Consider the following 13567-nt stretch of genomic DNA (forward strand, 5'->3'; position numbering starts at 1 on the left):
TAATTAAACCTTAATTTGAACGCTTCGATTTATAGGGTTTGTCAGCATTTGGCGCACCCATCATTTCAACAAGGTCAGATGACATTAATAAATTGATATACGTTGTTTTAGCATCAATTATAATATTTTGTTTTTCAAATCCCAAGTAGCTAAATACTAAAATATCGCCAGAGCTTAATGACTTCGGAAATGTGAATTCTCCGTTTTCATCTGTAATAACACCAATTTTACTGCCTTTAAGAACAATGTTGACCCCTAGTAATGGTCCCTTATCATCACTTACTTTTCCTTTAATGGTTAATTGTTGGTCGACATTAATAGCGGTAGCAACATTTTGCGATTGTGCATACACAGGATTGGATATAAGTGTAGCAAATATTGCTATAGTCATAAAACTTAAGGCTTGTGCAATGTTCTTAATTGTTAGTGCTTTCATAATTATATATGTTTTGTTTGCATCAAATTTACGCACGCTTAAAACGATTTACTAACTAGATTGAGTTAACAAGACGTTTGACTTAGTGAAAACCGCTTTTAAATGAGTCTACCATAAAATTAAAGATTAAATAATTAATAGACTTAAAAAAAATTTAAAAAAAAAAGTAGAATGTAAAACATATCAAAAAATAAATTAAATTTGCATCGCTTTTAGAGTAATTAAAGTCTAATAAGCCAAGCACATAGCTGAACAAATTGAACAATGTTTATACGTTTGGGTTTTTGAAAATTAGGAAGTCATATTCAAAAGCAGCTTATAGATTAAGTAACCAAATTTTAGAGCTAACTTCCGCTTACTTTATCGTCATGAGCCAACATCTGTTTGGTTTTATTCCTACGACTCATCCTCAACTGCAGGTATGAGCATTATTTTTTATTAAGTTTTTTTGATGCCAAAATGACGATACGTCATTAATATTTTATTAAGTTTTTGTTGACTTAGTCTGGTGTTGACCTTCATAATTTATAGATAACTTTTTTTTAAAAATAAAAATGAATACAAAGTATATTGACTTGGTAAATCAAACTTTTGATTTTCCTCAGGAAGAGTTTAAACTTAAAAATAAAACTTTAGAGTTTCATGATATTAACCTTATGGAATTGGTCGAGCAATATGGAACACCTTTGAAGTTTACATATTTGCCTCAAATTTCTAATAATATCAATCGCGCCAAAAAATGGTTCGCAGATGCTATAGAGAAGAATGACTATAAAGGAAAATATAACTATTGTTATTGCACAAAAAGCTCTCACTTTAAGCACGTGCTTGATGAAGCTTTGTCAAATGATATTCATATTGAAACTTCTTCCGCTTTTGATATTGATATTGTAGAACGTTTAAAGGCCGAAGGTAAGATCACAGATAATACCTTTATTATAAGTAATGGATTTAAGCGTGCTCAGTATGTCACTAATATTGCTAGATTAATTAATAATGGTCATAAGAACTCGATTCCTATCATTGATAATTACGAGGAGATAGATTTGCTTTCCGAAGAAATAAAAGGAAAGTTCAATGTGGGAATTAGAATAGCCTCAGAAGAAGACCCGAAATTTGAGTTTTATACTTCAAGGTTAGGTATTGGCTATAAGAATATCGTTCCTTTTTATAGAAACCAAATACAGAATAATAAAAAAGTCAAACTTAAAATGCTTCACTTTTTTATCAATACAGGCATTCGTGATAATGCGTACTATTGGAATGAACTTACAAAATGCTTAAAAGTTTATACAAGTCTTAAAAAGATTTGTCCATCGTTAGATAGTTTAAATATTGGAGGTGGTTTTCCTATAAAAAACTCATTGGTTTACGATTTTGATTATGCGTATATGGTTGACGAGATCGTCAATCAAATCAAAACAGTTTGTGAAGAGGAAGAGGTCGAGGTACCAAATATTTTTACTGAGTTTGGTAGTTTTACAGTAGGAGAAAGTGGAGGAGCGATTTATGAAATTTTATATCAAAAACAACAAAATGATCGCGAAAAATGGAATATGATTAACTCCTCTTTTATTACAACATTGCCAGATACTTGGGCCATTAATAAACGCTTTATTATGCTGCCAATTAATCGTTGGCATGAGAGTTATGAGCGTGTGCTTTTAGGAGGTTTAACTTGTGATAGTGATGACTACTACAATAGTGAACAGCATATGAATGCTATTTATCTTCCTAAGTACAATAAAGAGAAACCACTCTATATTGGGTTTTTTAATACAGGAGCTTATCAAGAAACTATTGGTGGATTTGGAGGTTTACAACATTGTTTAGTCCCTTCGCCAAAGCATATTTTAATACAAAAGGATGATGACGGAAACATCACCACAAAACTATTTAGTGAACAACAAAAAAGTGAAGACTTACTTAAAATTTTAGGTTATAATGAATAATAAAACTTACGCAGGAATCGAAGAGCATTATGCTAAACTAGATAGTTCTAAGATTGTCTTAATTCCCGTGCCTTATGATGGCACAAGTACATGGCAAAAAGGAGCAGACAAAGGCCCAGAGGCTTTTTTAAATGCTTCGGAAAACATGGAGCTTTATGATATCGAGACTGAAACAGAAGTGTATAAACAAGGTGTATTTCTGGCAGATGCTATTACTGAAAATACTTCGCCGGAAAAAATGGTGGATGAGGTACATCAAATCACTAAAAAATATATCAAGCGTAATAAATTTGTAACGACTTTTGGTGGAGAACATTCTATTTCAATTGGAACGATTAGAGCATTTAATGAGTGTTTTGATGGTCTAACCGTTTTGCAAATTGACGCACATGCAGATTTACGCCAGCAATATGAAGGTAGTAAGTGTAATCACGCTTGTGCTGTTTATGAAGCTAGCCAAACTACAAATTTAATTCAAGTTGGGATTCGTAGTATGGATGTTATGGAAACGACGGTAATGGATAAGGAGAAAACATATTTTGCTCATGAGATGGCAGAAGATGATTCTTGGATGGATTCTGCAATAGAACAAATGACAGATAATGTCTATATTACGTTTGATTTAGATGCTTTTGATCCCTCAATTATGCCATCAACAGGTACTCCAGAGCCTGGAGGATTACTTTGGTATGAGACTATTGAGTTTTTGCGTCAAGTATTTGAAGAAAAGAATGTAGTAGGTTTTGATATTGTTGAATTGTGTCCAAACCCAAAAGAAAAATCTTCAGATTTTCTAGCAGCAAAGTTGTATTATAAAATGCTAACTTATAAATTCTTAAACGAAAACACGGACGCCGATTTCGATAATAATATTAACGAATCTAAAGGGAACTCTAATAAGGTTTCTAAATTTAACGATAACGATGACAACTAATAAAGGACCAATTTCACAATTTATAGAAAAGTATTATCTACACTTTAATTCAGCAGCTTTGGTTGATGCAGCAAAGGGGTATGAAGCTCAATTAAATTCTGGTGCAAAAATGCTAGTATCGCTTGCTGGTGCTATGAGTACTGCAGAATTAGGTAAGATTTTCGCAGAAATGATTCGTCAAGATAAAGTTCATATTATTTCTTGTACAGGTGCAAACTTGGAAGAAGACATCATGAATTTAGTCGCACATTCACATTATAAACGTGTTCCAAATTATCGTGATTTGACGCCTCAAGACGAATGGGATTTGTTGGAGAAAGGCTTAAATCGGGTGACAGATACCTGTATTCCAGAGGAAGAAGCTTTCCGTAGAATTCAAAAGCACATTGTTAAGATTTGGATGGATGCCGAAGCTAAAGGCGAACGATACCTTCCGCACGAATACATGTATAAACTTTTGCTTTCAGGTGTATTAGAAGAGCACTATGAAATTGATTTAAAAGATTCATGGATGTATGCAGCTGCAGAAAAAAACTTACCTATTGTTTGCCCAGGTTGGGAAGATAGTACTATGGGTAATATTTTTGCAAGCTACGTTCTTAAAGGAGAATTGAAAGCTAGCACTATGAAGTCTGGAATCGAGTACATGACTTTTTTAGCAGATTGGTACACAGGTAATTCAAAAAAAGGAATTGGTTTTTTCCAAATTGGAGGCGGTATTGCTGGTGACTTTCCTATTTGTGTTGTACCAATGTTATATCAAGATATGGAGCGTCCAGAGACACCATTTTGGAGTTATTTCTGTCAGATAAGTGATTCTACAACAAGTTATGGATCCTATTCTGGAGCTGTGCCAAATGAAAAAATCACTTGGGGAAAATTAGGTATCGATACCCCGAAATTTATAATTGAAAGTGATGCGACTATTGTAGCACCATTAATTTTTGCTTATCTCTTAGATTTATAATGGAAGAACATAAAATTGAAAATATAGAATTAAAATACTTAACGGTTGATGATTTTGAAGAATTAAAATCGGCAACTTTAGAGTCTTATGGTGGTGTTCTAAATTCTTATTGGAAAAAACATCATATTGAACGCTTGACTAATATTTTTCCTAAAGGTCAAGTGGTGATTAAAATTGATGGCAACATTGCAGGTTGTGCATTATCACTTATTGTTGATTATGATAAAATTGATGATAACCACACCTATGCAGATATTATTAGAGGTGACTCATTTAAAAATCACGATAGTGAAGGTGACGTTCTCTATGGAATAGATGTTTTTATAAAACCTGAGTACAGAGGATTACGCTTAGGAAGACGTCTCTATGATTATAGAAAAGAGATTTGTGAAAACTTAAACCTAAAAGGAATCGTTTTTGGTGGTAGAATGCCAAATTATCACAATCATAAAGAATTGACACCAAAAGAATATATCGAAAAAGTAAAACATAAGGAAATTCATGATCCCGTTTTAAATTTTCAAATATCTAACGATTTTCATCCAGTTCGAGTTTTAAAAGGCTACTTAGAAGGTGATACTGCATCCAATGAATATGCAGTTTTAATGGAGTGGGATAATATTTATTATACCAAAAAAAGCAAAAAGGCAAGTTCAGTAAAAACGGTTGTTCGATTAGGTTTAATTCAATGGCAAATGCGCACCTACAATAGCCTAGAAGAACTCATGCAGCAAGTTGAGTATTTCGTAGATAGTGTAGCGGCATATAGATCAGATTTTGCGTTGTTTCCAGAGTTTTTTAATGCTCCATTAATGGCGAAGTACAATCACATGCATGAGCCAGACGCGATTAGAGAATTAGCAAAATATACAAAGGTGATCGTTGAAAAAATGCAACAATTATCTATCTCATATAATATAAATATCATAACAGGTAGTATGCCAGAGCTTATCGAAGATAAGTTGTTTAATGTAGGTTATTTGTGTCGTAGAGATGGCAGTTTAGAGCGTTATGAGAAAATTCATGTGACTCCAGATGAAGCTAAAATTTGGGGAATGCAAAGAGGTCATAAATTGCAAACCTTTGAAACAGATGCAGGCAAAATAGGAATTTTGATTTGTTATGATTCAGAATTTCCAGAATTATCAAGGTTATTAGCAGATGAAGGTATGGACATATTATTTGTTCCGTTTTTAACAGATACTCAAAATGGATATTCGCGAGTGCGTTTATGCGCGCAAGCTAGAGCGATTGAAAATGAATGTTACGTTGCTATTGCTGGTAGTGTAGGTAATCTGCCTAATGTGAATAATATGGATATTCAATATGCGCAGTCGGCTGTATTTACACCTTGTGATTTTTCGTTTCCAAGTAATGGTATAAAGGCAGAAGCGACTACAAATACAGAAATGATATTAGTTGCAGATGTTGATTTGAGTTTGTTAAGAGAATTACACTCTTTTGGTGCAGTTAAAAATTTAAAAGATAGAAGAAAAGATGTTTATGACGTTATAAGAGTTAAAGAATAAGTAGTATATTTAACATAAATTAGCTCCAACTATTAAACTAAAAAATGAAAAACAAAGACGCAAACTTAAAACGAGTTATCGTTGATTTTAAAAAATTAACCCCAGAAATTCTAGCATTATTAGTGCAAAAGTATCCTCACGGATATGACGATGATAATATCATATCATTTAAGAATGCTAAGAATGAACTTGTGGAGGCTGTGGAAGTCTTAACAGAAGACACAAAATATCTTGTCAAAGTGAGTACAAAACTGGAACTCACAATGGAAAATTATGACGTTGAGGATTATGAAGATTTTGAAGAGGATGATTCAGAGGCAGTACAAGATCCAGATATGGAAGCAGCCGAGGAAGAAGATTTTGATGATTAATTTTTAAGATTATTTTTGATTCTACCTTTCATAATATAATTTAAAATGTTTGTTTAAAAACCAATTTGATATAAGCAACTGCATAATACGTATATATAATATTCCACGCGTAATTCATAAGATGAAATTACTAAAAGCACTCTCGGACTTGTAGTGGCAATTTTCCGAAGAAAAAACTCAATTTCAACGTTTTAATTATTTTAAGATGAAAACAAAATCATTTACAATTGCTAGTTTTTTTATTTGCCTTTTTACTTTAACTTCTATGACTACTGTACAGGATACACAAATTTTTGAAGGTGTTTATGACGGTAATGAAGATTATGGATATAATTTCATCGGTATGGATCAAGATGGAGAAGAGTTTACAATGACATTTCAAAACATTGATGAAGTACTTTTGAAATCATTTAATTTGAATACAGATAAATTAGTAGGTTCTAAATTTACAGTGTCATACACTTCAAAAACAGAAAAATCAGAAGACGAAGATGGTTATGAAGATGACGTAGAGGTTTATACCATCACAGCCTTAAAAAAACTATAATTTTATAATACTATTTATGATTTAGCCAACTCAATTGAGTTGGCTTTTTTGTTCTTTTGAAATCGACTAGAAAAGAATACTTCCCAAATAAATACAACGTAAACAATCAGGTATTCTAAAGTAATAATCCAGAGATTTTCAGACTTATCTGCTTTATTGAGATGTCTATAAGCAAAGTAACTTAAAATAATAACGAAACTCCAAACTAAGGGAAATTTATAATTAGTAAATACACTCAAAATTAAAAGTGTTGCAATGTACCAAGGGTGAACTGTGGTGCTTAAAAACAGATAGAAAGAGAATGCAAAAAGCATATTTACAAAAAGTATTTTAGTATCAATTTTTCTTCGGAAAAGGGCCAAACCTATAATACATAAAAACACCAAAATTGGTAAGATTTTCCCAATCACGGCAATTTCATTATATCCTGTATACCAGTACCCAATTTTACGAGCTAAGTAATAAATGCTCGCATTAAATTCAAAATTAGTGAACCATAGTGCAACGGTTTGGGAATAGTTGTTTACAAATTCTAAAGAGAAAAAAGGAGTGAATAATAAGATTATAGTGATGCCTATAATACTATAGAAACCAATTAGTCTTGATAGTCCATTCTTGGTCGTTGAGCTTGTCGAAAAGAACCATTTAAACATCAAAGGTAAAAACAAAAGTGGTATCAATTTCACAGAAATGGATAACCCAAAAGCAACAGCTGCTAATTTCCATCGACCTGTATGTAAGAGATATAAACTCCATATCAGAAAGAAAATCATGACACCTTCAAAATGAAGGTTTCCGGTCAATTCTATAATAATAAAAGGATTGAGAATATACCAAAAAATATTCTTAACAGGAATATTAAGTTGTTCTAGCAAGCGTTTTCCGAAGAAAAAAGTTCCAAAATCTGCTGCGACAATAAGTAAACGAAGCATAATTGTAGAACCTAAAATACTATGACTGGAGAATAGAGCACTAATCAAAAAGCAGAGCTGATTGATTGGTGGATAATTGGTGTAATGACTACCGTTGAGTTCTCCCATACCTGCATAAAGCGCTTTAGCTTCTGCAACAGGAAAACTGCTTCCAGCTTGTATAAATGACTCTGGTGTGTAGAGATAAGGATTTAATCCTTCTAGAATCATCCGTCCATCCCAAATAAAACGGTAGAAATCCTGCGATAAATTCGGAATTGCTAAAATAAAAACAGCTCTAGATGAAAATGCAATTGCAGTTAAAAGCTTGATGTTGTTTTTCGCGTATTTCAGAAGTAAAAGAAATACCAAAAAAACCGAACAGTATAATGTAATAAGTTTAATAGACTCCGTTCTAACTAAGTCATAAGCAAAAAGCCAATAGAGAAAAAAGCTAACAAAAGTGAGCAGTAAAGAAACCTTATTAAGTTTCCAAAAGGGTATCAAAACTTAGATGTTATAGATTTGAAAAAGACATAACCAAACCCAATAAATAGCATCAAGTGAAAAGGGAATAACCCAAAGTCACCACCTTGATCACCAACAACAAATGCGCTATATAAGCCAAATGCAAAATACAACATTAGGATCCCTTCAAGAATGACATGAGGTGATATTTTTTTCTTTAAATATTTGTTGCCTTTCCAAGAGTCTTTGAGTGTACTGATATTAAATTTTGGAGTGCGCACAAATTCACTACGCTTACCAGCATGACCTTCTAAGACAGCAATTGAGTTATGAAGTGAAAAGCCCATAGCAATTGAGAAAAAAGTAAAGAACATACCGACGTAACTAAAGAATTTTTTGAACCCGCTCCCATAAATTTCTTTATACATAAACCAATAGCAAACAAAGAAAATAACGGTACTCATTACAAAGAAACTCATAAAGTAAAAGTAGAATCTCAAATGTTCATATTCATTTTTGATGTATAACATAGGGATACTCAAAACAGCGACAAGAAATACATTTAAAAACATCGTACTGTTCAATAAATGAAGTAAACCATGTACTTTCGTTTTAGCAGATATATTATTTGAGAGGATAACGCGAGTACACATTTTTCTAAAGTTTTCGGCACCACCTTTATTCCATCTAAATTGTTGTGAACGCGCAGCACTAATAACCACAGGTAATTCGGCAGGCGTTTCTACATCTTCTAAATATTTGAATTTCCAGTTTTTAAGTTGTGCTCTATAACTTAAATCTAAATCTTCAGTTAAGGTGTCACCTTCCCAGTTTCCAGCATCGATTATGCATTCTTTTCTCCAAACTCCAGCAGTACCATTAAAATTAATAAAATGCCCTTTACTACTGCGTCCTACTTGCTCTAAAGTAAAATGTGCATCTAGTGCAAACGCTTGAATTTTTGTTAGTATAGAGTAATTTCTATTGATATGACCCCAACGTGTTTGTACAACCCCAATTTGAGGGTCTTTAAAATAAAGTATGGTACGTTTTAACCAATCTTTCTGCGGAAGAAAATCGGCATCAAAAATAGCAATGTACTCCCCTTTAGCAATTTTAAGACCTTCTTTAAGTGCGCCCGCTTTAAATCCACTGCGATCTATTCTAGTAATGTGTGTAATATCTAAACCTGTACTTTTAAGTTTTTCTATGTGCTCACGGGTTGTGATTACCGTTTCATCTGTAGAATCATCAAGTACTTGAATTTCTAATTTGTCTTTTGGGTAATCTAAAAGCGCAATATTATCTAACAAACGCTCCATTACATACATCTCATTAAATACAGGGAGCTGAATAGTGACTAGTGGGATTTCATCTGGATTAGAAAAGTCAAATGTTTCACAATCTATGTTAGCTTTTTTCGATGATAAATAATTAAAAAGCAAGTTAAGTTGCGCTAACGCATACATGAAGATGAGTAGGATAGCAATAGTATAAATGACTATAATTGTCGTTTCAAGAATCATTGTTTAAAACTGTATTTAAAAATCCAACCTAAGATTTTTACGCCTGCAAATATAGCACCTTTTACCGTACCTGAAACTTTTGAGACACCTATTCTATTTCTGTAGTTTACAGGTACTTCGACATAGTTAAATTTCTTACGTAAGGCCTTGAGTTGCATCTCAACCGTCCAACCATAAGTTTTGTCTTCCATTTTTAATTCTAGAAGCTTATTATACTTGATAGCTCTAAAAGGTCCTAAGTCTGTAAACTTAGCTCTAAATAAAATAGACATTAATGTTGTTGCTAGCCAATTTCCGAAGATTTGAGGAATAGTCATCGACCCTTTTTCTCTTAATTCTTTTACTCGTGATCCAATTACAAAATCTATATTCTCGTTTAGAATTGGAGCTACTATTTTTGTCAATTCCTCAGGGTAATCACTGTAATCACCATCTAGAAAGACAATAATATCTGGTCGCTCAGCTTTCTCTAAGTTAGCGATATAATCCATGCCTTTTAAACAGGCATAACCATAACCTCTATTATTTTCAATAAGAACTGTTGCTCCAGCGTTTTTTGCATTGATTTCGGTATCATCGTTAGAGTGGTTACTGACGACAATAATTTCATTAACAATATCTGGAATATCCTTGATGACAAAACCGATAGAGTCTGCTTCATTATAAGCTGGGATGATCACTTTTATCTTGGGCATTTAAGGATTTTTGGATTGCAAATTTACAACTTTGAAATTTAGATAAATACAATCGCATTTTCTGGTTTCTGAAAAATTGAAACCTCTTATTTATTTCTGATTAACAAGGTCCATTAAGTCTACATCATTACCTAAAAGTATTTCTGTAGGATTAATTCGTCCATCTTCAGGACCATTCTCTAATTTTAAAACACCACGCGGACAAACAGCACTGCAAACACCACAGCCAACACAACTAGAACGCACTATGTTTTCTCCTTTTTGGGCATAAGCTCTCACATCAATTCCCATTTCGCAATAGGTAGAACAATTTCCGCAAGAAATACATTGTCCACCATTGGTTGTAATTCTAAATTTTGATTTAAAACGTTGTACAAACCCTAAATATGCAGCAAGTGGACAACCAAAACGACACCAAACGCGATTTCCAAAAATAGGATAGAATCCTGTGCCAATAACTCCAGCAAAAATAGAGCCTATCACTAAACTGTAAATGCTTTGTACGGTTGATGTTTTAATGCCTAAAACAGTACCTGTGTCACTAAAAAAACTATACAGAGTCATAGCAGTCATTACGATAACAAAGACTAAAACGCCGTGGACTAAATAACGTTCAACTTTCCATGCAAATAATGATTTGTCTGAGTGCTGCCTGTATGGGTCACCAAGTGTTTCTGCCAAGCCACCACAACCACAAACCCAAGAACAGTACCATCGTTTACCAAAGAAATAGACCATTATAGGAACAACAACTAAGGTGAGGGCAATTCCCCAAACTAGAATAAAAATTCCTATGCCACCAGTGTTAGTTAGCTCTTTTAAATTCCATTGAAAAAAGAAATCGTAATCTAGAGGGAAGGCATTTTTGAAATCGTAATAGGGCATTTGCAGTCTTACCATAATTTCAGGAATGATAAAAGCAAATACAATTTGAAAGAATAAAACCGATGTAGTTCTAAAGACTTGATAGATATTATGACGGTATTTTATATACATTCTTACCGCCATTACTGTCATGACTGTGCAATACATAAAGCCATAAACAAACCAATGTCCAGCAGGATTTCCACTTAAGGCCTCACTAATTGGATCTACCAAAAGTGTCCAATTGGTCGCATATTCTGATGCAAAATAAAGGACTAAATAAAACGATACTAAAAATATAAAAACCATCCAGCCAATCCAACCTCGATTTGTAGCACTTTGATGATAAATACCATCGTTTTTTATGCCTTTTTTGCCGAGTAAAATGACGTTTGGTAGTATGAACATTAGTGCGCCTATGATTCCTAAGCCAAAGGTTAATAACCACATCAATCCTTTATTATTAGCAATAAATCCGTTAGCAGATTTCTTACCAATAAAAGCAGCCATAGCACTAGATTTGGTATATATTTTTTTATCCCATTCCTTGTTTTTCGTGTGGTTCTCATTAGCATTGTCTAACGCTTTAGAGATTTTAGGAGATAAGGACTGCATCCCATTAAAGTCGCGACCAACGATATTTGATTTTATATCGTTTATAAAAACATCGCTTTCAATTTTTTGCTCTTTAATGATGGTATTAAAATTAGCTTCGTTTAAGTTGAAGGTGCCTAAAACCGGTAAAGCCGTGAAAAAGGCTAGTCCTATTAAGAAGATAACCAATCCTATATTTTTAATTGCTTTCATGTGTTTTTATATATTGTTTTTTTAACTGTCACATGCTGTTCGCAATTGATCATTCTCTTGGGTGATAATGCTTTTAACATGCTCGTTTCATATGCTTGTATAATTCGATAAAATTGAAAATGTTTTAATTAGGTCTTACTAAAAATGCGTTTCCAACTCTTTTTTTGTGATGTAAGATTGGTGTTAAATGTAGTGTTGTATTGTTTTAGAATGTCGCTTTCATAAACTTTATAAAATTCTGGATCAAAATTGGCGTCTTTCAAATAACTTATTACATGATTCATATCTCGTTTTTCAGTGAGCCACTTGTCAAAAATTTCGTGACGCATTCTAATTCCGAAAGTGTTTATTCCTAAAAATTCATTAGTGTCTTTATGGAAAGCAGCCGTAATGCAAATATCTTCTTTATGATGTTTCCAATGAAAATGAGTTTCATAATCTTTCGGTTTTGCAAATACCCAACCATAAGTTTGATATTCTATATCTAAAAATTTAGCGGAGTTAAACCAATGTCCAGGTTTGTATTCTATACGATTACTACAAATAGTTTGAGCTAAAGTCTCTCCCATCATTCGTCCTGTATACCAAACAGCTTCAATAGGTCTGCGGTTTCCAATGGCTTCATGTTGCTCAGCACAATCACCAATAGCAAACACATCTTTAATATTGGTTTCTAAAAAACGATTCACTTTTACACCACGTCCCAATTCTATTTTTGAAGATTTTAAGAAATCTATGTTTGGCGTTACACCTGCTGTTAATCCAACAACATTACAAGCGAGTTCTTCTCCAGTTTCTTCTAGGATAACAGATGTAACACGACCATTCTCATCACTTTTTATTTCTTTTAAATTAGTAGATAAACGTAAATCTATATGGTGATTTTTAATATGATTATTAATCATTTGGCTCTCCCCTTTGGGTAATACACCATTCCAAAAACTATCTTCTCGCACTAAAAAAGTAATAGGAATTTTTCTGGAATTCAGCATTTCTGCTAGTTCAATGCCAATTAAACCACCACCAACAATGACAGCACGATTACAAACTTTGTTATTTGGAGCCAAAACTTCCAGACGATCTAAATCCTGCTTGTGATACATTCCTATGACACCATCTAAATCTTGTCCTGGCCATCCAAATTTATTGGGTTTACTTCCAGTTGCGATGATGAGTTTGTCGTAATTGAGATGTCCACCATCAGCAAATTGTACTACTTTGTTATCTGTGTCAACCTCTTGAACATAGGCTTTGAGAAGTTCAATTCTATTCTTTTTCCAAAACCAATTTTCATAAGGTTGTGTGTGCTCAAATTTCATATGGCCCATATAAACATACATGATTGCTGTTCTTGAAAAGAAATAATCAGTTTCTGCAGATATGATTGTAATTTTCTTGTCGGAAAGTTTTCTAATGTGTCTTGCTAAGGTGACACCAGAAATTCCGTTTCCTATTATGACGATGTGTTCCATTTTGAATGCCCGAGAAGTCGGGTAACTATTGGTTGTTGTGACGGTTCAGTCGAAGGTTTTATTAAAACCTTAATAAACCTGTGGCATT

At 33.1% G+C, this 13567-nt stretch carries 12 protein-coding genes; 6 read left to right on the forward strand and 6 right to left on the reverse strand.

The window, feature by feature from the left end; translation table 11 throughout:
* Nucleotides 1-10: 10 nt before the first annotated feature.
* Nucleotides 11-436, reverse strand: coding sequence for a carboxypeptidase-like regulatory domain-containing protein (locus H593_RS0105045; protein ID WP_028871435.1), 426 nt, complete (start codon nt 434-436; stop codon nt 11-13).
* Nucleotides 437-990: 554 nt separating this feature from the next.
* On the opposite strand from H593_RS0105045, the gene H593_RS0105050 reads away from it, so the two are divergent.
* From H593_RS0105050 to H593_RS0105075, 6 genes are all read left to right on the forward strand, one after another.
* Nucleotides 991-2388: a type III PLP-dependent enzyme domain-containing protein gene (locus tag H593_RS0105050; protein ID WP_028871436.1), complete on the forward strand. Its 1398-nt coding sequence runs from the start codon at nt 991-993 to the stop codon at nt 2386-2388.
* Nucleotides 2381-3322 (forward strand): agmatinase, encoded by a 942-nt coding sequence (gene speB / locus H593_RS0105055; protein ID WP_028871437.1) that lies wholly within the window; start codon nt 2381-2383, stop codon nt 3320-3322. Before H593_RS0105050 ends, speB begins: the two co-directional genes overlap by 8 nt.
* On the forward strand, nt 3312-4289 hold the full coding sequence (locus H593_RS0105060) for a deoxyhypusine synthase family protein (RefSeq protein ID WP_028871438.1): 978 nt from the start codon (nt 3312-3314) through the stop codon (nt 4287-4289). Before speB ends, H593_RS0105060 begins: the two co-directional genes overlap by 11 nt.
* Nucleotides 4289-5818 (forward strand): bifunctional GNAT family N-acetyltransferase/carbon-nitrogen hydrolase family protein, encoded by a 1530-nt coding sequence (locus H593_RS0105065; RefSeq protein ID WP_028871439.1) that lies wholly within the window; start codon nt 4289-4291, stop codon nt 5816-5818. Before H593_RS0105060 ends, H593_RS0105065 begins: the two co-directional genes overlap by 1 nt.
* 44 nt (nt 5819-5862) lie before the next feature.
* A complete protein-coding gene (locus H593_RS0105070) occupies nt 5863-6189 on the forward strand; it encodes a hypothetical protein (RefSeq protein WP_028871440.1) in 327 nt (108 codons plus the stop codon).
* Between the two features lie 205 nt (nt 6190-6394).
* Nucleotides 6395-6736, forward strand: coding sequence for a hypothetical protein (locus H593_RS0105075; RefSeq protein WP_028871441.1), 342 nt, complete (start codon nt 6395-6397; stop codon nt 6734-6736).
* Nucleotides 6737-6750: 14 nt separating this feature from the next.
* Here H593_RS0105075 and H593_RS0105080 read toward each other — a convergent pair whose 3' ends face one another.
* From H593_RS0105080 to H593_RS0105100, 5 genes are all read right to left on the reverse strand, one after another.
* A complete protein-coding gene (locus H593_RS0105080) occupies nt 6751-8019 on the reverse strand; it encodes an MptA/MptB family glycosyltransferase (RefSeq protein ID WP_342663073.1) in 1269 nt (422 codons plus the stop codon).
* A gap of 131 nt (nt 8020-8150) precedes the next feature.
* A complete protein-coding gene (locus H593_RS0105085; protein ID WP_028871443.1) occupies nt 8151-9641 on the reverse strand; it encodes a cellulose synthase family protein in 1491 nt (496 codons plus the stop codon).
* Complete coding sequence (locus tag H593_RS0105090) at nt 9638-10336, reverse strand: glycosyltransferase family 2 protein (RefSeq protein ID WP_028871444.1); 699 nt, start codon at nt 10334-10336, stop codon at nt 9638-9640. Before H593_RS0105090 ends, H593_RS0105085 begins: the two co-directional genes overlap by 4 nt.
* A gap of 90 nt (nt 10337-10426) precedes the next feature.
* A complete protein-coding gene (locus tag H593_RS0105095) occupies nt 10427-12007 on the reverse strand; it encodes a 4Fe-4S binding protein (protein WP_028871445.1) in 1581 nt (526 codons plus the stop codon).
* 128 nt (nt 12008-12135) lie between these two features.
* A complete protein-coding gene (locus H593_RS0105100) occupies nt 12136-13479 on the reverse strand; it encodes an NAD(P)/FAD-dependent oxidoreductase (RefSeq protein ID WP_028871446.1) in 1344 nt (447 codons plus the stop codon).
* Nucleotides 13480-13567 lie beyond the last annotated feature (88 nt).

This window comes from Psychroserpens burtonensis DSM 12212 (genome assembly GCF_000425305.1).
GTDB lineage: Bacteria > Bacteroidota > Bacteroidia > Flavobacteriales > Flavobacteriaceae > Psychroserpens > Psychroserpens burtonensis.

Coding starts and splice junctions, on each gene's coding strand:
- speB (WP_028871437.1), top strand. CDS start 2,381: ATGAATAATAAAACTTACGCAGGAATCGAAGAGCATTATGCTAAACTA.
- H593_RS0105060 (WP_028871438.1), top strand. CDS start 3,312: ATGACAACTAATAAAGGACCAATTTCACAATTTATAGAAAAGTATTAT.
- H593_RS0105045 (WP_028871435.1), bottom strand. CDS start 436: ATGAAAGCACTAACAATTAAGAACATTGCACAAGCCTTAAGTTTTATG.
- H593_RS0105075 (WP_028871441.1), top strand. CDS start 6,395: ATGAAAACAAAATCATTTACAATTGCTAGTTTTTTTATTTGCCTTTTT.
- H593_RS0105065 (WP_028871439.1), top strand. CDS start 4,289: ATGGAAGAACATAAAATTGAAAATATAGAATTAAAATACTTAACGGTT.
- H593_RS0105070 (WP_028871440.1), top strand. CDS start 5,863: ATGAAAAACAAAGACGCAAACTTAAAACGAGTTATCGTTGATTTTAAA.
- H593_RS0105085 (WP_028871443.1), bottom strand. CDS start 9,641: ATGATTCTTGAAACGACAATTATAGTCATTTATACTATTGCTATCCTA.
- H593_RS0105090 (WP_028871444.1), bottom strand. CDS start 10,336: ATGCCCAAGATAAAAGTGATCATCCCAGCTTATAATGAAGCAGACTCT.
- H593_RS0105050 (WP_028871436.1), top strand. CDS start 991: ATGAATACAAAGTATATTGACTTGGTAAATCAAACTTTTGATTTTCCT.
- H593_RS0105100 (WP_028871446.1), bottom strand. CDS start 13,479: ATGGAACACATCGTCATAATAGGAAACGGAATTTCTGGTGTCACCTTA.
- H593_RS0105095 (WP_028871445.1), bottom strand. CDS start 12,007: ATGAAAGCAATTAAAAATATAGGATTGGTTATCTTCTTAATAGGACTA.